General features: G+C 38.5%; 21 protein-coding genes. 7 read left to right on the top strand and 14 right to left on the bottom strand.

Features of this window, described 5'->3' with window-relative positions:
* Positions 1-2: 2 nt before the first annotated feature.
* The 11 genes from ligD to ASE55_RS01600 all read right to left on the bottom strand — a co-directional run bounded on the left by ligD (position 3) and on the right by ASE55_RS01600 (position 11,479).
* Positions 3-1,883, bottom strand: coding sequence for a DNA ligase D (gene ligD / locus ASE55_RS01650; RefSeq protein ID WP_056214654.1), 1,881 nt, complete (start codon positions 1,881-1,883; stop codon positions 3-5).
* Between the two features lie 71 nt (positions 1,884-1,954).
* Positions 1,955-2,557, bottom strand: coding sequence for a DNA polymerase ligase N-terminal domain-containing protein (locus tag ASE55_RS01645; RefSeq protein WP_056214651.1), 603 nt, complete (start codon positions 2,555-2,557; stop codon positions 1,955-1,957).
* Positions 2,557-3,342, bottom strand: coding sequence for a Ku protein (locus ASE55_RS01640; protein ID WP_056214649.1), 786 nt, complete (start codon positions 3,340-3,342; stop codon positions 2,557-2,559). The genes ASE55_RS01645 and ASE55_RS01640 overlap by 1 nt, the downstream gene beginning before the upstream one ends.
* Positions 3,343-3,451: 109 nt before the next feature.
* A complete protein-coding gene (locus ASE55_RS01635) occupies positions 3,452-3,679 on the bottom strand; it encodes a hypothetical protein (RefSeq protein ID WP_056214646.1) in 228 nt (75 codons plus the stop codon).
* A 42-nt stretch (positions 3,680-3,721) separates the two neighbouring features.
* Positions 3,722-5,476, bottom strand: coding sequence for an aspartate--tRNA ligase (aspS, locus tag ASE55_RS01630; protein WP_056214643.1), 1,755 nt, complete (start codon positions 5,474-5,476; stop codon positions 3,722-3,724).
* A 162-nt stretch (positions 5,477-5,638) separates the two neighbouring features.
* Positions 5,639-6,427 carry a T9SS type A sorting domain-containing protein gene (locus tag ASE55_RS01625; protein ID WP_056214641.1) on the bottom strand — a complete coding sequence of 263 codons (789 nt, stop codon included), beginning with the start codon at positions 6,425-6,427 and terminating at the stop codon, positions 5,639-5,641.
* A 7-nt stretch (positions 6,428-6,434) separates the two neighbouring features.
* A complete protein-coding gene (locus ASE55_RS01620) occupies positions 6,435-7,616 on the bottom strand; it encodes a hypothetical protein (RefSeq protein WP_056214638.1) in 1,182 nt (393 codons plus the stop codon).
* 198 nt (positions 7,617-7,814) lie between these two features.
* Entirely contained in the window at positions 7,815-10,001 is a 2,187-nt protein-coding gene (locus ASE55_RS01615; RefSeq protein WP_056214635.1) for a S41 family peptidase, read from the bottom strand.
* Positions 10,002-10,234: 233 nt separating this feature from the next.
* Positions 10,235-10,660 (bottom strand): ankyrin repeat domain-containing protein, encoded by a 426-nt coding sequence (locus tag ASE55_RS01610; RefSeq protein ID WP_056214632.1) that lies wholly within the window; start codon positions 10,658-10,660, stop codon positions 10,235-10,237.
* Between the two features lie 16 nt (positions 10,661-10,676).
* Positions 10,677-10,880 carry a helix-turn-helix domain-containing protein gene (locus tag ASE55_RS01605; RefSeq protein ID WP_056214628.1) on the bottom strand — a complete coding sequence of 68 codons (204 nt, stop codon included), beginning with the start codon at positions 10,878-10,880 and terminating at the stop codon, positions 10,677-10,679.
* Positions 10,881-10,882: 2 nt separating this feature from the next.
* Positions 10,883-11,479: a DUF2975 domain-containing protein gene (locus ASE55_RS01600; protein ID WP_056214625.1), complete on the bottom strand. Its 597-nt coding sequence runs from the start codon at positions 11,477-11,479 to the stop codon at positions 10,883-10,885.
* 161 nt (positions 11,480-11,640) lie between these two features.
* Between ASE55_RS01600 and ASE55_RS01595 the strand changes: the two genes are divergently transcribed.
* The gene (locus ASE55_RS01595; protein ID WP_056214622.1) at positions 11,641-13,035 is read left to right on the top strand and encodes an MATE family efflux transporter; all 1,395 of its coding nucleotides are present in this window, start codon (positions 11,641-11,643) and stop codon (positions 13,033-13,035) included.
* Between the two features lie 85 nt (positions 13,036-13,120).
* Positions 13,121-13,246, top strand: coding sequence for a 30S ribosomal protein THX (locus ASE55_RS19770; RefSeq protein ID WP_082474317.1), 126 nt, complete (start codon positions 13,121-13,123; stop codon positions 13,244-13,246).
* Between the two features lie 60 nt (positions 13,247-13,306).
* Here ASE55_RS19770 and ASE55_RS01590 read toward each other — a convergent pair whose 3' ends face one another.
* Together ASE55_RS01590 and ASE55_RS01585 are read right to left on the bottom strand one after the other, a co-directional pair.
* A complete protein-coding gene (locus tag ASE55_RS01590) occupies positions 13,307-13,963 on the bottom strand; it encodes a DUF937 domain-containing protein (RefSeq protein ID WP_056214619.1) in 657 nt (218 codons plus the stop codon).
* A gap of 89 nt (positions 13,964-14,052) precedes the next feature.
* A complete protein-coding gene (locus ASE55_RS01585) occupies positions 14,053-14,562 on the bottom strand; it encodes a DUF2480 family protein (RefSeq protein WP_056214616.1) in 510 nt (169 codons plus the stop codon).
* 156 nt (positions 14,563-14,718) lie between these two features.
* Between ASE55_RS01585 and lpxB the strand changes: the two genes are divergently transcribed.
* The 5 genes from lpxB to ASE55_RS01560 all read left to right on the top strand — a co-directional run bounded on the left by lpxB (position 14,719) and on the right by ASE55_RS01560 (position 21,374).
* Positions 14,719-15,822: a lipid-A-disaccharide synthase gene (gene lpxB, locus ASE55_RS01580; RefSeq protein ID WP_056214613.1), complete on the top strand. Its 1,104-nt coding sequence runs from the start codon at positions 14,719-14,721 to the stop codon at positions 15,820-15,822.
* Between the two features lie 141 nt (positions 15,823-15,963).
* Positions 15,964-17,748 carry a ComEC/Rec2 family competence protein gene (locus tag ASE55_RS01575; protein ID WP_056214610.1) on the top strand — a complete coding sequence of 595 codons (1,785 nt, stop codon included), beginning with the start codon at positions 15,964-15,966 and terminating at the stop codon, positions 17,746-17,748.
* Between the two features lie 142 nt (positions 17,749-17,890).
* Positions 17,891-18,553 (top strand): succinate dehydrogenase cytochrome b subunit, encoded by a 663-nt coding sequence (locus ASE55_RS01570; RefSeq protein WP_056214607.1) that lies wholly within the window; start codon positions 17,891-17,893, stop codon positions 18,551-18,553.
* A 16-nt stretch (positions 18,554-18,569) separates the two neighbouring features.
* Positions 18,570-20,582, top strand: a complete 2,013-nt coding sequence (locus ASE55_RS01565; protein ID WP_056214604.1) for a fumarate reductase/succinate dehydrogenase flavoprotein subunit — start codon at positions 18,570-18,572, stop codon at positions 20,580-20,582.
* A 24-nt stretch (positions 20,583-20,606) separates the two neighbouring features.
* Positions 20,607-21,374 (top strand): succinate dehydrogenase/fumarate reductase iron-sulfur subunit, encoded by a 768-nt coding sequence (locus ASE55_RS01560; RefSeq protein ID WP_027387463.1) that lies wholly within the window; start codon positions 20,607-20,609, stop codon positions 21,372-21,374.
* A 66-nt stretch (positions 21,375-21,440) separates the two neighbouring features.
* On the opposite strand, the gene ASE55_RS01555 is transcribed toward ASE55_RS01560, so the two are convergent.
* Positions 21,441-21,818 carry a helix-turn-helix domain-containing protein gene (locus ASE55_RS01555; protein ID WP_056214602.1) on the bottom strand — a complete coding sequence of 126 codons (378 nt, stop codon included), beginning with the start codon at positions 21,816-21,818 and terminating at the stop codon, positions 21,441-21,443.
* Positions 21,819-21,896 lie beyond the last annotated feature (78 nt).

Genomic DNA, 21,896 nt, shown 5'->3' with positions numbered 1-21,896 from the left:
CACTATTCCATATCCTGCAACAATTCCAGTGCCTTCATCATATCAATCCCTTTTCCTAAAACCGGTTTAAACAGATCGCCTTTTTCTTTGATTCTTTCCAGAGCATTATGGATGGTAAAATCAGTTGGCTTTAATCCCGGTTTTACCTCATCCCATTCCAGCGGCATAGAAACAGATGCGCCTTCTTTCGGCCTTATGCTGTAGACGCTGGCTAGCGTTTGTCCCTGCCGGTTCTGAAGATAATCCAGATAGATTTTATTCGTGCTTCTTTTCTGAAGGCTTCTCTCAAGCGTGGTGATTTCCGGAAGTTTTTCGTTGACCTGTTTCATCAGGATATAGGCAAAGTCTTTTACCTGGTCATAGTCATAATGTCCGCCCATCGGAATGTAAATATGGATTCCGGTGCTTCCTGAAGTTTTGCAGTATCCCTTTATCTGAACCGATTTTAAAACTTCATTCACCTGCAAAGCCGTTTCAATAACATCATCGAAAGTATTCTTTTTTGAAGGATCTAAATCAAGCACCAGATAATCCGGGTGTTCCAGGTCAGGGATTGCACTGTTCCACGGGTTCATATCAATACAGCCTAAATTGTTAAGATAGGCAAGGGTAGCTTTGTCATTGCAGATAATATAATCGATATATTTATCAGTAGATTCCGAGAACACTTCGGTTGTCTTAATCCAGTCCGGGATATTTTCACTGGCATCTTTCTGGTAAAATCCCTGTTTTTCGATGCCGTTAGGAAACCGGTTCAAGGATAGCGGACGGTTTTTAAGATACGGTAAAATGTATTCTGCGACAGACTGGTAATATTCCACAATATCGCCTTTGGTTACCTCATCTTCCGGAAAATAAATTTTGTCCTGATTGGTGAGTTTCACTTTGTGCCGGTTCAGCGTAATTTCTGTTTCGTCATCAGATGCTTTATTTTTTTTCGGAACAGTGGTTTTAGGTTTCATATCTTCAGGTTTTTCAGTGATGGATCGGATGGTCCCTGTGACTTCCTCCGGTTCTTTATCTTCACGGATCGTAAGGAAAACAGGATGCCGGAAAATACCGTCGTTGGTAATTTCCGAATATTTAATTTCACACACCAGTTCCGGACGCACCCAGGTAACGGGCGAATTGGTTTTAGGCTTATGCTCAAAAGGCGAGTTTTTAACAGCCATTTTATCAAGCCTTTCATGAAGTTCCAGCAGCGATTCATGGCTGAATCCGGTACCGGTATGGCCGCAGTAGATGAGTTCGCCGTCAATATATTTACCCAGGATCAAAGCGCCGAAGCCTTCTCTGGAACCTCTGGGCTCTGTAAAGCCGCAGATAATGGTTTCATCGGTATTGGAAAATTTAATTTTCAGCCAGTCGGTGGTCCGGTGGTTTTCCGTATAAACGCTGTCAGCTTTTTTGGCCATCATGCCTTCCAGCTTCATTTTGTTCATTTCCTCAAAAAAACTGATCCCTTTTTCATGGACGTGGTCAGAATAGCGGATGATATCGGTTTCAATTAAAGCCTCCTTTAAAAGTTCTTTGCGCTGGATCAGCGGAAGGTTTTCCGTAGAATGTCCGTTCAGCCAGAGCAGGTCAAAAACCTGATAAACCAAAGCAAGGTCAGGATTATCCATAACCTGCTGCAACAGCTGGAAATTAGGCCTGCCGTTCGAATCGTAAGCCACAATTTCACCGTCAAGGATCATCTTATGCTCCTGCTTGCTGAAATCGTCAGCTACTTTTTTAAATTTGGACAGGAAAGAAATTCCGTTGCGTGAATAGAACAAAGGTTCATCTTTACTGAGGTCGGCAACGGCCCTGTAACCATCCCATTTGATTTCGAAGATCCAGTCTTTATGGTCAAATGCTTCATCATGAAGCTTAGCAAGCATCGGACGGATAAAAGAAGAAAGCTTTTTCTCTTCATTCAGACCACTGGGATCTTTGAATCTTTTATAAGGGGTTATGTGTGTTTTTTGCCCGTTTTTAGGCTTTTTTTTTCCTCGAGGAATTTAGAAACTTCAGACTTGGAGGAAATATGTTCTTCTGCATCGTAATGTTCTTCTGCATATTCATCTTTATGCTTGATGAGAAGCCAGGCATTGCCTTCGGAATTTTTCATTTTAACCAAAGCAAATTCGCCTTTCAGTTTTTTACCATGCAGGACAAACTTTAATGAACCTCCCTTTAGCTCTTTAAGCATTTCTTTTTCATCAGAAAGCCTGCTGGTTTCATCCAGAGGCTCATAGGTTCCGCTGTCCCAGACTTCTACCTGTCCGGCACCGTAATTTCCTTCAGGGATATTCCCTTCAAAATCTTTATAGTCATAAGGGTGGTCTTCCACCATCATGGCCAGGCGCTTGTCTTTCGGATCTAACGACGGGCCTTTCGGAACGGCCCAGCTTTTCAGAACACCGTCCATTTCCAGCCTGAAATCATAGTGAAGCCTTGAAGCGGCATGTCTCTGAATAACAAAAATCAACTGATCTTTGCTTTTTTTAGCCGTACCCTTAGGTTCACTGGTTTCATCAAATTTCCGTTTGCTGTTATAATCTTGTAGAGCCATCAGGATGCATTTTTAGATTTGGAATTCTGTAAACTTGCTTTCAGTTGAGCCATTAAATCAACCACTTTACCGTCTTCAACAGGTTCAATCTTTTTGGATTTTACGGTTTTTCCTTTTGCTTTCTGCTTAATGATTTTCAGCAGTTCATTAGAGTAAGAATCTTTATACATCGTAGGATCAAACTCCTGCGAAAGCTGTTCGATAAGGTTGACCGCCATTTTAAGCTCAGCCGGTTTAGGTGCTTTTTTTGCCGGGATTTTAAGATCGTTGTAATCCCGTATTTCCTGGGCAAACCGTAACCGGTTCAGGACCAAAATATCATCATTATAAGGCCGGATCATCCCAATAGCTTCACTTTCACGGAGGACAAAAGTCCCTATGCCCACCATTTCTGTTTTTGCCAGAGCTTTCAGTAAAAGGCGGTAAGCATTTTCACCGTTTTTCTGTGGTTCTAAATAATAGGGGTTTTCAAAATAGACAGAATCAACTTCCTCTTCTTTTACAAACTGGTCAATAGAAAGGATCTTGGATTTCTCAGGGCTTGCCGCTTCATAATCATCTTCATCCAGAATGATGTATTTATCATCCATAAGATAGCCCTTTACAATGTTTTCCCATTTCACTTCTTTACCCGTACTTTCATTTACCCTTTTAAACTTGATATTGGAATAGTCGGATTTATCCAGCATATCCAGGTCTAATTTGGTAGTTTCCGTGGCAGAATAGATCTTAACAGGAATATTTACTAAGCCAAAGCCAATGGCGCCGTTCCAGATTGCTTTCATTGTCTTGATTTTCAATAAAGGCGTACAATGATTGTGCCGTGTAAATGTGTTTGCGGCGTGTGTGGTATTTAATGTAAAATCTGAATGTTAATTGTAAGAATTGAAATTTTTATTCGTACACAGAACTTCCCTTCAGAATGTCAGAGAAAATTTTCCAGTCAACTTTTTCTAAACCCATATGCTGATTTGTGTTTTTATAATATCCATCTATATCTTCAGTATAACGAGATATTGCTTCAAGATAATCTTCAATGGTTTTGTTCTCCCATTTTTCTTTATTTTGAATAAAATCTGTACGAAGATTTTCTATAAATTCAATGAATTGTTGTTTAGTCATTTGAATGAAATAAAAAAGCGGAGAAAAATCTCCGCTTCTAATTTATGCTTTTAAATTTAATTTCAGTTCCAGTTCATCAAGTTGTTCATCAGCAATGGCAGCCGGCGCGTCAATCATCACATCCCGTCCTGAATTATTCTTAGGGAAAGCGATATAATCCCTGATTACTTCGTTTCCGTCAAGGATCGCTACCAGGCGGTCAAATCCGAATGCTAGTCCACCATGAGGTGGCGCTCCGTATTTGAAGGCGTTCATTAAGAATCCGAACTGCGCTTCTGCTTCTTCTTTTGAGAATCCTAATAAATCAAACATTCTTGACTGCAGGTCTTTATCAAAAATTCTGATGGAACCGCCGCCGATTTCGTTTCCGTTCAGTACCATATCGTAAGCGTTGGCTCTTGCTTTTCCGGGATCGGTTTCCAATAAATGGATATCTTCCGGTTTTGGAGAGGTGAATGGGTGGTGCATGGCGTGGTAACGTCCGCTTTCTTCGTCAAATTCCAACAGAGGGAAGTCAACTACCCAAAGCGGTGCAAATTCGTTTCCTTTTCTTAATCCCAAACGGTTTCCAAGTTCCATTCTCAACGCAGAAAGCTGGGTTCTTACTTTGTGCTCGTTGCCGGAAAGGATCAACATTAAGTCGCCTTCTTTTGCCCCGAATTTTTCGATAATTTTTGCTAAGTCTTCCTCGTTATAGAACTTATTCACAGAAGAAGTTTTCACACCATCATTCTGGAATTTAGCCCAAACCATTCCTGAAGCTCCGATTTGTGGACGTTTTACCCAATCAACAAGCTCATCGATCTGTTTTCTTGTGTAATCTGCACAACCTTCAACATTGATTCCGACAACCAGTTCGGCATCGTCAAATATTTTGAAATCTTTTCCTTTAACCAATTCGTTAAGTTCCACGAACTCCATTCCGAAACGGATATCAGGTTTGTCGTTCCCATATTTCTGCATTGCATCGGCAAATGTCATTCTTGGGAAAGTTCCGAATTCCTGACCTGTGATATCTTTGATCAGGGTTTTCGTCATGCCTTCGAACACATTCATCACATCTTCCTGGTCTACAAAAGCCATTTCACAGTCGATTTGTGTAAATTCAGGCTGTCGGTCGGCTCTCAAATCCTCATCACGGAAGCATTTTACAATCTGGAAATATTTATCCATTCCGCCCACCATCAACAATTGTTTGAAAGTCTGCGGAGACTGTGGCAATGCATAAAACTGGCCCGGATTCATTCTGCTTGGTACAACGAAATCTCTTGCTCCTTCCGGCGTAGATTTAATCAAAACCGGAGTTTCAACCTCAATAAATCCTTCGTCTGAAAGATAATTTCTTACTTTCTGTGCCATTTTGTGACGGAAAATCAATTTATCCCGTACCGGAGCCCTTCTGATATCCAGGTAACGGTATTTCATTCTCAATTCTTCACCGCCATCCGTTTCATCTTCAATGGTGAAAGGCGGAAGCTGGGATTCATTAAGAACGGTTAATTTCTCAACTAAAATTTCAATTTCCCCTGTAGGAATATTCGGGTTTTTGCTGACTCTTTCAATGACTTTTCCTGTCACCTGAATCACAAATTCACGTCCCAGTTTTTTTGCATTCTCCATCAGTTCTGCCGAAGAACGGTCCTGATCGAAAACCAGCTGTGTAATGCCGTAACGATCCCGGAGATCTATCCAAATCATAAATCCTTTATCACGAATGGTCTGTACCCATCCTGAAAGTGTAACTTCTTCATTAAGATTTTTGAGCGTTAATTCTCCGTTTGTGTGCGATCGAAACATTTTTTTTAGATGTTAGATATTAGACTTTAGATATTAGACTTTTATGTATCTAATTTTTCGTTGGCAAAGATAGGTTTTTTGAAAGTTTTAGAAACAAAAAAACTCCCCGAAGGAAGTTTTAAAATATTTTTTGTAGAAATTTTTATAAAATCAATACAATTATTATTTCTTGATAAATTTAGAAGAGAATCTTCCGTCTTTATTTTCTATCGTTAGAATGTAATTTCCTTTAATAAGTGAAGAAACATTTACTCCTTTGCTTCCATCTATATTATCTTTAGATAGTACTAATCTTCCTTCAGATGAATAAATATTCATTTTACCGGTTGCATTGAAGTTGATGATATCATCTGCAGGATTCGGATAGCAAACTATATTTTTGGTAAGTTTAACTTCTTTTGTCCCTAAAACAGTGGTTTCAATATAAACAGCATTTTTAAATACCGGTCCCCAAACTCCCTGGTTATCTTTTACTCTTACATTAAAGATGTGAAAACCTATTGGTTGTGCAATTGGTATGTTATTTTGTAAAATATTTTCAACAGCATTATCAAAGCTGCCGTCTAAAGCTGTTAAAACAGTTGCATTTCCTTCTCCCGGATCTGCATCCCAAAAATATTCTGCATTTGTAAGATTTACCGCTCCTGTAATAGAAGGAGTTCCGGTATGAATTACATTTTTAAATATTGGTCCCCATACCCCCTGGCTGTCTTTTACCCTCACATTAAGAACGTGAAAGCCTGCAGATGTTGGAATCGTAATGTTATTTTGTAAAATATTTTCAATAGTATTATCAAAACTTCCGTCCAAAGCTGTTAATGGATTCGCACTTCCTTCTCCCGGATCTGTATCCCAAAAATATTCTGCACTATTTACTTTTACTTGTGCTTGAAATAAAAATACAAATAATGAAAAAACACCTATAAATATTTTTTTGTTCATTGTTTTCATATTTTTATTATTTAGATATTCCTGTTGCTTCTGCCTGAATAGTAGTGGTTCCCTGATAAACTCTTCTTGGCGTATTTAAGAACATTACTCTTGGCTTATTGCCAGGATTAAGTGACCAATAGTTTACCCAAGAATTTGAACCTCCTAAGGGACCAATATCGTTTCTGCTAAGATCTAAATCTTGATATTCTTCATCAGGCACTCCTGCATTTATTATTGCTCCAGAAGATGTTAGATTGTTCAGATTCAAGTTGTATGTTGCATTAGCAATATTATTGCTTTGAATATCTACGCCAGATGTAAGAAAACCATTACTAGACAAATTATAATTAGCGATTGCAGTTATCAATGGTGTATTAGGGTTTACGGTGATTTTATCTGTGTTCGTATTACCAATCAAGATGTTATTTATTATCACTACATTAGCTGTTGTGGTACTATAAGCTGCCGAGACATAAACTGGAGCGGCGTTATTCCACAGGGTCTGAACTCTATTATTTTGAATAGTATTTGTAGATCCAGGTTTAAGATCGGTTATCCAAATTGGGAGTCCACCATATATAATGTCATTGTTTAAAATATTTATTGGATAAGAGGAATACGGATTAATTTGACCGGAGGTATTGCCAATAACATATATTTCAGACGTAGCTAATGGAGCTGTATCTCCAGATATAGTCACATTTTCACAATTATTACCTGTAATTTTACCATGAACAATCTTGATATTTTTGCAAGTATTACCGTGAATATTTGCAGTAACATTTTTAGTGGCTAAATTAATGTCTAGATCAACAATACAATTAATAATGTTTACAGTAGCTCTTCCACCAGATAAAGTTACAGCTGAGGTAGAGATATTACTTTGAAAAGCATACATGTTGTTGATTGTAACGACTCTGTTTACCGCAGGAACGATAGAAATAGTCCCCTGAACATAATACTTATTAAAATTAATTTCAGATGCAAAAGTAAGTGATTTGTTAATGGTAAGATTCTCTAAATAAGGTACGTTCCCCGATTTAGGTCTGATGATAATACGGTCACCATCATTAGCGGCAGTTATTGCGGCAGAAATTGTAGGATAAGCTCCTCCAACACCTAAATCACGTACATATAGGTCAGTCGCTTTAATTTTCCCAAGACTAATTATGCATAATAATGCACAAAGAAGATACTTTGTTTTCATGGTTGTTATTGTTTATTTTTTTTAATTAGCTGGCAAAACTACATAAAAAACTTTTACTTCAGAAATAAATTTATTGTAAACCCCAACAATCTGAAGTTCTGTGGTATTTATCAGGGTTATTGGGAGTTTGCTTAAATGTAATTATTGTTGGATTTTAAAGCTTACCACTCAGTATTTTTCATTGAAAGATCATTAAGATTAACTTTTAATCCAATCCACTGCTTTTTCCAGCACTTCATCCTTGTTGTTTTTAATTCCGTCAACCGTTGGTTTTACTTCAACATCAGGAACGATACCTATTCTCTGGGTTTCTGTTCCGTCCGGGTAATAAACGCCGATTCCGCTGATCATGGTTGAAATATTTCCGGGAAGCACAATATCCGAAACATTTCCGTCGGCTCCTGCAGTTATCGAACCGAAAACTTTAGCATTCGGGGCGGTCCTGAAAGCCATCGTATGATATTCTGCACTGCTCTGCGTGATTTCATTAATTAAAATAGCAATTTTCCCTTTGTAATAATTGTTTCCGCTTCCCGGAATTTTCTGGCTGGATGTAAAAGTGAAAAGTCCGGGCTGGCTGTTGTCGGTGTTGGTAAATTTTACAAATTCCGTAGAATTTTGTTTTAACAGTTTCCCCATTTTAACAGTCACGAAATCAGAAGGGTAATTTCTGAAATCAATCACCAGGCCTTTTGTATTTTTTATCTGGTTAAAAACATCATCAAGCTTTTTAGAATCTACGCTTCCCATATAGACATACGCAACGTTGTTGTCCAGCATTTTGAAGAATTCTTTTTCCTGCTTTTTATAGTTAAGCTCTTTGAAAGAATAGGTTTTTACTGTTTTTGCTTCTGTGTTTCCGTTTCTTGAAATAGTAAGATCAATTTTGTCGGAATTACTTTTTAAAATATTGTAAGCAATATCCCTCAACTGAGTCGGATAGTTGGAAGCTGGCGTATATTTCAACCTGTTTTTAACGATATTTTCTACACTTTCGCCATTGATTTCCGTGATCACATCTCCTTTCTGAAGTCCGGTTTCTTTACTTAAATTCTCATTATAAAAACGTTCGATAACTAATTTATTTTCGGCAAAAATTACTTTCATCGGAGGATATTTTTCACCATAATATTTACCCAGTACTTTATTGTTTCCCCAGATTCCGGCGTGCGTATCATGCACCCTTGCAATAATTTCCAATGATGCAAGCGTGTATTCTGTTTCGTTTTTAGCATTCAGAAATGTTGGGATAAATTCCGGTAAAACGCTTTTCCAGTCTTCCTCGATGAGGTTTTTGTAAGGAAAGTAATACTGAATCATATTCCAGTATCTGTAAAGAGCCAGCAGGCGGTAACCTTCATCGGGAAACGTCATGCTTTCGTAAGCTTTTTCGTTTTTAAACTCAGGATTTTTAACACCGCTCACAAAATCCACATAATGATTGACTTTCGGTCTTTTCGCATTTTTAAGCTGTAACAGTTTTTCTTCCAGCTCTTTTGAAAATCCTGAATTGGTGATCCAATCAAGATCCGGTTTCATTTTTACATCTTTCTCGTCTTGAGAGGGTGCTTTTTCGGTCTGGAAAGTTCCCAATCCACTGATCCAGTTTGTCAGAACCTCATCTCTTTCTTTTGCAGACATACCATTGATTTTTGGAAGTATTCTGAACAGTTCATAATCCCAGTTGTAATTTCCTGCCGCAACGTTTGGATGGTAATACTTTAGATATCCCCAGATTAAACCAAGATTTTTCAGGTTGTTGATATTATTCTGATCTAAATTAATAGTGCTGATTTTCGAACCGTTATCAAATTCTTTATCTGCATCCGCTTTAGTTAATTTCTTTTCTAAAACCTTTGCCTTTTCAACATCTTTTCCGTCAATACTTATCTTCAGGTTATCAACCCACATTTTTCCTTTCCCGGATAAAAGAGCTCCCAAAACAATTTTCTTAGAGTTTTCGGGAGACATATTAAGTGTTATTTCATATTTCGTCCATGGAGTAGTGCCTTTAATCCCTCTGTTCTGCATATTGTCGAAAGCAATCTGAGGATCAATACGCATCCAGAGTCCGGCAAAACCATCGGTAACATTTTCAGTTTTGATGTATCCTGAAACGGTTATTCTTTTTCCGGCATAATTTTCAGGAATGGTGAAACCGAGGGCTTTAAAACCTTCACTTTCATCAGACTCAATGGCAGCAGAGAATTTTCCCTCCTGTTTTTCGGCAGTATCGGCAAAAACTTTTGCTTTTCCGTCGCCAAAAACATCCCAGCTTACAGGAAGATTATTATCGGTCTTTTCGAAATTCAGATTGTACGTTTTGTTCTGGGCAAAACAGGCAAGATACATTGCCAGCAAGGGGAGAATCAGATATTTTTTCATGGTTAAAAATTTTGTCAAATCTATGGATTAGATTCAGCGGTGATCATGATTGATGCGAATGTTTATATGATTTTATAATGTTAAAAAGAATTTTAACAGAAAATTTTAATTTTAAATCTTAAGAAATCTTAAATCCTCTTTGTATTATGAGCAATATATCCGGCAATTAGCCTGTAAAAAACGTTGGATTACCGGATATAAAGTTTATCATCTGGATTTTAGAACCATGATTTTTATTCTAAAAGTTTGACAAGCTCAGCTTTTTCATATTTTTTGGCGTAATCCAGCGCACTGTATCCTTTATCGGTTTTAGTTTCTTTTTTGGCTCCGTTTTCCAGAAGCTTTTTTGCAAATTCTAGATTTCCGTACTTCGCGGCAAACATCAAAGGTGTTTTTCCGTCGCATATTTTTTCCAAATCAGCTTTTTCTGAAATTAACTTTTGGAAAACCTGCTTACTGTTCAGTTTAATCGTCAGTGCCAGCAATGAGTAGGAATTGTTTTCATTCTGATAGCAGGTATTTATATTTTCTTTGTTTACCAATGCTGAAAATTTCGCCAGATCATCATAGGTTACCATATATTTATATTCGGTGGTCAACTCCTGTGCCGACAAAAGGCTAAATGCGATCATTGATGTCGCTAAAAATAATTTTTTCATTTTTTATACTGTTTAATTAAGGTTTATATTCCAATATGTCTCCCGGCTGGCAATCCAGTACCCTGCAGATGGATTCCAGGGTTGAGAGTTTGACAGCTTTTGCTTTTCCTGTTTTTAAAATGGAAAGATTAGCCTGTGTAATACCTATCTTCTCCGCGAGTTCCTGAGACTGCATTTTTCTTTTCGCCAACATGACGTCTACATTGATGATGATTGCCATAATTAAATAGTTAAGTCAGCCTGATTTTGAAGTTCCAGACCTTTTTTGAAAAATTCAACAACAAATAATATTAATCCGCCAAAAAATAGGAATGGTATTCCGGAATAAGCGAAGGCATACAGATCTTTTGCATTAAAAAAATTAATTATAATCATGATTACTGTGAAAATAACATTAAGCCATCCAAATCTCCGCAACCAAAGTACGACTTTGACATTAAATACATTTTCATTACTGATTCCTTTAAAAATCTGATAGCTGCTGTAGAGAAAGAGCATGATAAATAATTCTCTCAAGATATTATTCATGACACTGCCTGCATTAAATATTCCCGTAATAAGATTTTGCTTCGTAAAAGGAACATAGAATTTGAATTTAAGTAAATCATTCATCGGTAGCGTCCACTTATTTTTAGACCAGCCCACGTCAGTTCCGATAATGAAAAAATCAGAAAATATATGATTTCCTGTCTTAAGATTATAATATGACACACTAAAACCAATAAGTGCATAAATACATTGGCAGGCGAATAAAATGAATAAGATAAAAAGCAGATAGCTGATATACTGTGAAAGAGAATTTTTCCCGATTAGTTTCATAGATTTATATTTTATTACCGCAAATATATAAATAATTATTGTTTTACGATAAATATTTATTGTTGTTTTTTTTCTTTTGAATGTTGAATAAAAACTTTTCCTGTGCCAAGCCGTAATTGTTTTTGAATCTATATTTTTGCTGAAACTTAAATAATCATACGATGATGAAATATATTGCCTTCTTAAAAAAAGCGCTGAATGGCGAAGAGGCAGATTATACACGGGGCAGTATAAGAAGTGCCGTGCTTCTTCTGGCTATCCCGATGATGCTGGAAATGGCGATGGAATCTGTTTTCGCGCTGGTGGATCTGTATTTCGTCGGGCATCTGAAAGAAAGTGGTTATGCTATCCAGACGGTCGGGCTTACAGAATCTGTACTGTCCGTAATGTATTCCATTGCCATCGGGATGAGCATGGCTGCAACGGCAGTTGTTGCACGGAGGATCGGTGAGAAAAATCCTGAGCAGGCTTCCCGGAGTGCGGCACAGGTCTTATTGGTTTCTCTTGTTATCACCGTTGTCTTAAGTTTCTTCGGAGTGGTTTATGCAGAAGAAATCCTGGTGCTGATGGGCTCAAAGCCTGAAGCAGCGGCTTACGGGAAAGATTTTACAAGGATCATGATGGGAAGCAGTGTGATCATTATGCTTTTATTCCTCATTAACGGGATCTTCAGGGGAGCAGGAAATGCGGCCATTGCAATGAAATCACTCTGGATTGCCAATATCGCCAACATTATTCTTTGTCCGGTTTTAATTAAAGGTCTTGGGCCGGTGCCGGCAATGGGCCTTACCGGCGCTGCTTTAGCAACTACCATCGGGAGAAGTATGGGTGTTGCATATCAATTGTACCATCTGCTGATTGCGGATAGCAGGCTCAGGATTCGGCTTCATTACTTTAAGCCGGATTTCGGAATGATAAAATCAGTTATAAAAATTGCAACACCGGGGATTTTCCAGTTTGTCATCGCTTCGTGCAGCTGGATTTTCCTGGCTCAGCTGGTTGCCACAACAGGCGGCGAAAATGCATCGGCCGGCTATCAGACTGCATTACGGCTCATGATGTTCTTCATGCTTCCGGCCTGGGGATTAAGCAATGCCGCATCCACGCTGGTAGGCCAGAATATGGGAGCCGATGAAATGCTGAGGGCTGAGCAGTCTGTTATGAAAACGGTAGTCTACAATGTTATATTCATGGTAACAGTGAGCCTGATCTTTTTCTTTTTAGGAGACTTTTTAGTAGGATTTTTCACGCAGGACACTGAAATTAAAAGTTTTGCTGAAAATGCCCTTCATATCATGAGTATCGGATTTGTTTTCTACGGTATCGGTATGGTGATGATCAATGCTTTTAACGGAGCCGGGGATACCTGGACGCCTACCTGGGTCAATCTTTTCGGGTTCTGGCTTTTTCAGATTCCGTTAGCGTATGTTCTTTCAAAATATTTGGAAATGGGCCCGAAAGGGGTTTTCATATCCATTCCTGCTGCCGAAACCCTCATTACTGTTGTTGCCTTTATTTTGTTCAAAAAGGGTAAATGGAAAACGGTTAAAGTTTAGTTTTATAAAAATTTTAACAGCTTCGGTTTTTATTTTTACTTCATATTTTTTAATTTCGTATGAAATCAACTAAACATTTTTTATTATGGGAAAAGGAGACAAAAAATCCAAAAGAGGGAAGATCAACAACGGAAGCTATGGAAAAAGAAGACTTAGAAAAGCTTCAAAACCTGTAACAGCTTCGGCTTCAGAGGAAAAAGCAAAAAGCTAAGCATAAAAAGACCGGAAAATATTTTCTCCGGTCTTTTTTATATAACAAAATTAAATTAAATTATTTCCCGCCAAGAAAGCTTCCCAGGATATCTCCCAATCCGCCTCCGCCTTGCTGTTTTTTCTGATCTCCTCCGCCTAAGATATTTCCCAGGATATCATTTAACGGACTTCCGCTACCTGAGGACTGAGAATCATTTTTACCGAGAACACTTCCCAAAATATCATTTAAAGGACTGGACTGCTGTTGCTGTGCCTGGTTTTGGGCACCTCCTAAAATGCCCCCCAGAAGATCTCCCAAGCCTCCTGCCCCTACATTGTTCTGCTGTTTTTCCCTGCCGATATATCCCATAATAATAGGGGCCAGCATGGATAAAACAGGGCCGATCTTATCAATGGAAATCCCTGTGTTCTGGGAAAGCTTACTTTCCACATTCTGTTTGTCACTCCCGAATATATGATTCAGAATAGAACCACCTTCATCCTGACGTGCATCTGCCTGGGAAACATCATCCAGAATACTTCCGTCATGATCTTTATCAAGTGCATTATTCAAAGATTCTGCTTCTTTGGAATCCTGTGACTTCTTCCGTAAGTAAGAGATGATCAGCGGTGCTGCCACTGCAAGCAAAGCAATAATCTGATTTTTGTTGATCCCGAATTTCTGTTCGGCTTTATCAGCCACCTGGTTTCCTGTAAGTAGATCGATTAAACTCATAGTTTGTGTTTATTTGGATTTAAGATACACTAAGCCAAGCAAAAAATATTCCTTAAATTTTTTAAACACGGTTTACTGCTTGCCAGTTCCTAATTTTTCAGGATCGGAACATTGGAGCATGCTTCACCGAACATCAGTGACTTAACAAGGGGCTGCAGCTGCTCCACCAGTTCGATATACGCGTTCTCCGGGATTTCTTTATCAGAACAGCCTTTTACCAGTACCCGTTTCCCTCTCATTTCTTCAAAGTCATGGTTCTGAACGGCATTATGCATTAAAAGGACTTCCAGATCTTCACGGTTTCCGAAAACAATCTTTTTCGTGACCCCCGTAAGCTTTGCCGTGATTAAGAAATACGCCCAAAGCGGGACGATGGCATCTGCGGAATTATAAATATATACATACGCATCCCTGTATTCTTCAGCATCAATTGCCGCCACTTTTTCACGGAAATCTTTCTCTTTTAAAATCATTTCCATAAACAGAAAATCTTTCAGGTCAATACCTTTTCTCATGCCTTTCGGAACCAGATCAGTAAGATCAAAATTGATCAGGCCGCTTTCTGCAATTTTATTCCGGATTTCAAATTCTTCTGACATTTTTTATCATTATCTTTGAACAAATTTACAAATTAAGATGGTAAAGCGTCTTATTTTGTTCTCTATTCCTGTCATAGAAACCTCCCATAATTAATAATTTCCTGGAAAAGTGGGTGAGGTTACGGCTGGCAGAAAACAAATAAAGATTTCAGAAGAATGAAATATTATATTATTGCAGGAGAGGCTTCCGGAGACCTGCACGGAAGCAATTTAATGAAAGCTTTAAAGGAAAAAGATCCGGAATCTGAATTCAGGTTCTGGGGTGGCGATCTTATGACTGCACAGGGCGGAACTCTGGTAAAGCATTACCGGGACCTTGCGTTTATGGGGTTTCTGGAAGTGGCCATGAACCTGAAAACAATTCTGAATAATATTAAATTCTGTAAAGAAGACATAAGAAACAACCGGCCGGATGTTTTAATTCTGGTTGATTATCCCGGATTTAACCTGAGAATTGCAAAATTCGCCAAAGAACTGGGAATAAAAATAGTGTATTATATTTCTCCGCAGCTCTGGGCCTGGAAAGAAGGCCGGGTGGAAATCATTAAAAAATATGTGGATGAAATGATGGTGATCCTTCCTTTTGAAGAAGATTTCTACAATAAGCACGGCGTTCATTCGCATTTTGTAGGCCATCCGCTACTGGATGCCATTTCGACCCTTGAAGATATTGAAACGGATTATTTTAAAGCAGACAATGATTTAAACGGGAAAGAAATTATCGCCCTACTGCCGGGATCCCGGAAACAGGAAGTGGAAAAAATGCTGGAAATTATGCTGTCCGTAAGGCCTTACTTTAAAGAATATCAGTTTGTTATTGCCGGTGCACCCAGTCTTCCGAAAGATTTCTATGAAAAGTATACCGATGACAATGTTCATTTTGTGTCCAATAAAACCTATGACCTGCTGAGGTGTTCAAAGGCAGCCTTGGTAACTTCCGGAACGGCAACCCTGGAAACCGCTTTACTGAATGTTCCTGAAGTGGTCTGTTACCGCGGAAGCAAAATTTCTTACGCCATCGCAAAAAGACTGGTGAAGAATATCAAATACATTTCTCTGGTCAATCTGATCATGGACCGGGAAGTGGTAAAGGAACTCATTCAGAATGATTTGAATACAAATAATCTGGTAAACGAACTGAAAAAGATTCTGGAAACTGAAAAACGTTTTGAGGTTTTTAAAGATTATGAGCTGTTGAGGGAAAAGCTTGGCGGAAAAGGGGCAAGTGAAAATGCAGCTGAGATCATTCTGAAAGCTTAAAATTTTAATCATTTATAAATAATCGTAGGAATTTTTTCTGCGATTTTTCTTTTTCCGGATGAATGTGATGCGGTTTTCAAAAATTTAAAACATTGATTTGTGAATTTTTATTCAAATAAATATTTTTGGGTACCACAAATTTTGAAATTGAATAAACAGCCGCTTCTTATTCTCGTTCTCTGTCTTATCCTCGGGATTCTGTTTCAGGATCAGTATTCTTTGGATGGAAAGTATATTACCTGTGTAATTGGGTTTTGTCTGACTGTTTTAATCTCTACTTTTCTGAAACCTTATGCAGTTTATAAAATAAAGCCTTATCTGCTGGGATGCATGTTTTTCGGAACAGGAATTATACTGCATTTTTACAATTCTTCTTTTACTTCCCAAGGCCATCTTCCTGCTCAGAATAAAACCATTGTTTTCAGGATTTCCAGAAAGCTCAATTCAAATGAAAAGAACAGAAAGTATGAGGCAGCTGTACAGGTACAGGCAGGAAAAGAACACTTCAATGCGGTCTTATATGTTCCGAAAAGCGAAAAGCCGTTAGATTTTAACCATTATTATAAAACACAGGCGTATATTTCAAAACCGCGGTCTTCCCAATATGATTTCCAGTTTGATTATGCAAAATATCTCAACCGTAAAAATATTGGTTATCAATGCTATATCAATGGTGTCGTAAGGTCTGCCGAAAGGTCTGACCTGAGCTTAAATGAAAGGTTTTCTCAAAAAAGGGTAGAAGTCCTGCAGAATATTGATAATACAGAAATTTCTCCGGTGTCGCGGGAATTTTTAAAAGGGATTATCCTTGCGGACCGTACGGAAATTGATGCGCAGACTGTTCAGGATTTTAACAGGTCCGGACTGGTGCATTTCCTGGCAATTTCAGGAACGCATATCATTGTGATTTTTGGACTGTTTTATTTATTATTAATTAAAATTTTACCATTGAAGTTCAGGAAATATGCCATGATTTCAAGCTTAGCTTTTATCTGGCTTTTTACGGTATTTATTGGTTTTGGAAGTTCGGTTGTGCGTTCAAGCATTATGATTACTGTTTACTTTGTGTACGTGATGCTTCAGCGAAAACCTGATTTGCTGCATTCTCTGTCGCTTTCGGCGTTTATTATTTTAATTGTAGATACACAGCAGGTTTTTGATGTAGGCTTTCAGCTGAGCTTTCTGGCCGTTCTCGGGATCTTCTGGCTGAACCGGCCGATACTGAGGTGTTTCCCGAAGCAGAATCAGTGGTTTAAGAAAATAGTTTTCAATACCATTTCTATTTCACTCTCTGCGCAGCTGGCAACGCTTCCTTTGGTCCTGTATTACTTCCATCAGTTTTCACTTATATCAATTATTGCCAATTTTTTTATTGTTCCGTTTTCGGAAATAATTATCGTCCTGTCTTTTGTCATGACAGCCTTGATAGCGCTCAGGCTCGATTTTCATTTAATCAATACGGCTTACGATTTTATCATTCATGTATTGCTGAAGGTGATCCACTGGTTTGCCGGGTTTGATACGGTGTTTTTCGAGAATATTCCGATGAACCTGACAGAAGTTTTTTCTTTGTTCATCATCGTTTATCTGTTGAGGTTTGTCGTTCTGCATCTAAATTTCAGGAATTCTGCCAGACTGCTTATGGCTGTTCTTGCATTTTTTATATTGAGGACCGGTTTTACCCTCTATGAAAATCAGAAAACAGAAATCCTGGTTCATGAATTTTCCAAAAATAAAATACTGTCGGTAAAGAAAGGGGATAAAGCCTGTTTCTGGATTACGGAAAGTACCGACCGGCAGAAAATAATACAATTCATCATTAATCCTTACCGGGCTTCACGCAGGCTGAAAAATGTTGAGGTCAGATATCTTCCGGCATCTGCAAAGGGGATAATCTGTAACGGCAAAACATATTCTTTAAATTAAAGCCGGAATTTTTGTTTTTCTTTTATTTAAAATGCTTTAATATCTTATTTAGAAACATTACAAACTGGCTTTATGTGAGATTTCTCACTTTTTGTTGTAGTTAACATTTCTTAATTTTGTGGAAAATCAAATTTAAACTTATATGGCAGGTTTAACGAGTTCTACGATAGGTAGAAAGTATGCTATGGCATTGTCGGCAATTTTTTTGCTGATATTTCTGGTGATGCACCTTACTGTAAACCTTTTGTCGGTTTTTGGTGAGGATGCTTACAACAATGCTTCGCAATTTATGGGGTATAACCCTCTTATTCAATTTGTAATGCAGCCGGTTCTGATATTTGCTGTGGTTTTCCATTTTGTAATGGGGTTTGTTTTGGAGTTTAAAAACCAGACGGCGCGTCCTATTAAATATGAATCAAACAACCCCTCTCACAATTCCAGCTGGATGTCAAGGAATATGCTTATTTCCGGCGGTGTGATCTTGGCATTTGTTTTTCTTCATATGTATGATTTCTGGTTTCACGAGATGAACTACAAATATGTAGACGGATTACCGGTTGAAGAAACACGGTTCTGGGGAGATCTTCACGCAAAGTTTGAAGATGCCTGGAGGGTAATTATCTATGTAATTTCTTTCATTTTATTAGGACTGCATTTAGGTCACGGGTTCCAGTCTTCATTCCAGTCAATCGGGGCAAGACATCCGAAATACACTCCGGTAATCAAAGCATTTGGAAAATGGTATTCTATCCTGATTCCGGCAGGTTTTATATTTATCGCAGTTTATCATTTTATAACTCAATAATATCACTATAATAATTATGAGTAAATTAGATTCAAAAATTCCGGCAGGTCCTTTAAAGGATAAGTGGAAAAATCATAAAGACCATATGAACCTTGTTGCCCCTAACAACAGAGATAAGATTGATATTATTGTTGTGGGTACAGGTTTGGCAGGAGGTTCTGCAGCAGCTACTTTAGCTGAGCAGGGCTATAATGTAAAGGCATTCTGTTATCAGGATTCTCCGAGAAGAGCGCACTCAATTGCTGCTCAGGGAGGTATCAATGCCGCTAAAAACTATCAGGGAGACGGTGACTCTACCTACAGGTTGTTCTATGATACCATCAAAGGGGGTGACTACAGGGCAAGAGAAGCTAATGTATACAGACTGGCTGAAGTTTCTGCCAATATTATTGACCAGTGTGTTGCCCAGGGTGTTCCTTTCGGAAGAGAATACGGAGGCCAGCTGGATAACCGTTCATTCGGCGGGGTTCAGGTAAAAAGAACTTTCTATGCAAAAGGGCAGACCGGACAGCAGTTATTGTTAGGTGCTTACTCTGCCATGAGCCGCCAGATCGGTAAAGGAAGGATCAAAATGTACAACCGTCATGAAATGATGGATCTTGTAATTGTTGACGGTAAAGCAAGAGGGATTATCGCAAGAAACCTGGTAACAGGTGAAATTGAAAGACATTCCGCACACGCCGTTGTTATTGCTTCCGGAGGGTACGGAAACGTATATTTCCTTTCTACCAATGCGATGGGATCCAATGTTTCCGCAGCATGGAAAATCCATAAAAAAGGAGCGTACTTTGCGAATCCTTGTTACGTACAGATTCACCCGACGTGTATTCCGGTTCACGGAACGCAGCAGTCTAAACTTACGCTGATGTCCGAATCCTTAAGAAACTCCGGAAGAATCTGGGTTCCTAAGAAAATTGAAGATTCAGTGGCGATCAGAGAAGGCAAGCTTAGACCTGAAAATATCAAAGAAGAAGACAGGGATTATTATCTGGAAAGAAGATATCCGGCATTCGGTAACCTTGTGCCTAGGGACGTTGCTTCAAGAGCAGCCAAGGAAAGATGTGATGCCGGTTTCGGAATTGAAAATAACGATACCCAGGAAGGTGTTTATCTTGATTTCTCAACAGAGATCATGAAAAAAGGTAGAGAAGCCGCTATTGAAAAACATATCCAGAACCCTACAGACCAACAGCTTTATGATCTTGGTAAAAGCTGGGTAGAAGAAAAGTATGGGAACTTATTCGTAATGTATGAGAAAATTACGGCTGATGATCCTTACAAAACCCCAATGAAGATTTATCCTGCGGTTCACTATACCATGGGTGGTGTCTGGGTAGATTATAACCTTCAGTCTACCATTCCGGGATGTTTTGTAATCGGGGAAGCCAATTTCTCAGACCACGGAGCGAACAGACTGGGAGCTTCTGCTTTAATGCAGGGTCTTGCTGACGGATATTTCGTACTTCCTTATACCATTGCAGATTACCTTTCCTCAGATATCAGAACAGGATCCGTTCCTACAAACTCTGCATCATTCGACGAGGCTGAAAAAGCAATTAAAGACAAGGTTGATTTCTTCTTGAATAATAAAGGTACCCACTCAGTAGACCATTTCCATAAGCAGTTAGGACACATTATGTGGAATAAAGTAGGAATGGGAAGAACTCCTGAAGGGCTGAGAGAAGCAATCAGAGACATTGAGGCTGTAAGAGCCGACTTCTGGAAAAATGTAAAAGTGCCCGGAGATAATGACGGGATGAATACGGAGCTTGAAAAAGCGTTCAGGGTAGCAGACTTCCTGGAACTGGGTCAGTTGATGGCTATTGATGCGCTGCACAGGAATGAATCTTGTGGAGGCCACTTCCGTGAAGACCATTCTACTCCGGACGGTGAAGCTGAAAGGGATGACGTGAACTTCAAATACGTTGGAATCTGGGAATACCAGGAAGATGATATCAATACAGAAGTATTGCATAAAGAAGACCTGATCTATGACAACATTGAGGTGAAAACGAGAAGTTACAAATAATCTCCAATCTTTAAATATACAATTATGAGTGCAAAAAAAGGCTTACATCTTACGCTGAAAATTTGGAGACAAAAAAACAATAAATCTAAAGGTCAGTTTGAGACTTATAAAATATCGGATGTTTCTACAGATTCTTCATTTCTGGAAATGTTGGACATCCTTAACGAAAATCTTATCAACGAAGGAAAAGAGCCGATCGCTTTTGACCACGACTGTCGTGAAGGGATCTGCGGAATGTGCTCCCTTTATATAAACGGTAGAGCACACGGCCCGGATACAGGGATCACTACCTGCCAGCTTCACATGAGAATGTTCAAAGACGGTGAAACCATCGTTATTGAACCATGGAGAAGTGCCGCTTTCCCGGTAATCAAAGATTTGATCGTAGACAGAAGTGCATTTGACAGGATTATGGCTGCCGGTGGCTTTATTTCAGTAAACACTTCAGGAAATACACTGGATGCCAATGCTATTCCTGTTCCTAAGGAAGATGCAGACAAGGCAATGGATGCTGCAGCATGCATCAGCTGCGGTGCTTGTGTGGCTTCGTGTAAAAACGGATCTGCCATGCTGTTTGTAGGTGCTAAAGTTTCCCAGTTTGCTCTTTTACCTCAGGGTAGAGTAGAGGCAAAACGAAGAGTACTGAACATGGTAACGGCTATGGACGAAGAAGGTTTCGGAAACTGTTCCAATACCGGTGCATGTGAAGTGGAATGTCCGAAAGGCATTTCCCTTGAAAACATCGCCAGAATGAACCGTGAGTATATCGTGGCTCTGGCTGATAAAGCATAATTAATAATTTATTTTATACAAAAGCAGCTTCAAAAATATTGAAGCTGCTTTTGTATAAAATAAAACCTATCGTATTTTTTCTAAGCTTTTAATCTCCATCTTTAGTGTAATAATTTCCTTTCTTAAATATTCTTTATCTTCTTTCAAATCTTTTATTTGCTCTTCATACTGTTCTATTGCTTTCTGAGATAACTTTAAGGTATAGTTGTAAAGACGTGCTTTATTATCAATAATGTCAATATCTTGCTCGGGTGATTCAATTAAGGAAAGAAAAGGAGTCTCTAAAGCATCAGCTATTTTTTTTAATTTCTCTAAGTTGGGTGATACATCATCTCTTTCATATTTTCTGTATGTAGAAATATCAATACCAACTTTTTCCGCAATATAATCAGCACTGAAATTTTTTTCAGTGCTCTTCGCTTTTAGCTTTTTTCCTATTAACATGGTTAAGTTTTAAGATACAAATGTAAATAAAAAAGGATAATATATAATTAATTCATTAATAAAGTGAATTATCTCATT

This window comes from Chryseobacterium sp. Leaf201, assembly GCF_001421435.1.
Classification (GTDB): Bacteria; Bacteroidota; Bacteroidia; order Flavobacteriales; family Weeksellaceae; genus Chryseobacterium.
This window is presented reverse-complemented; position numbering and strand designations above follow the sequence as displayed.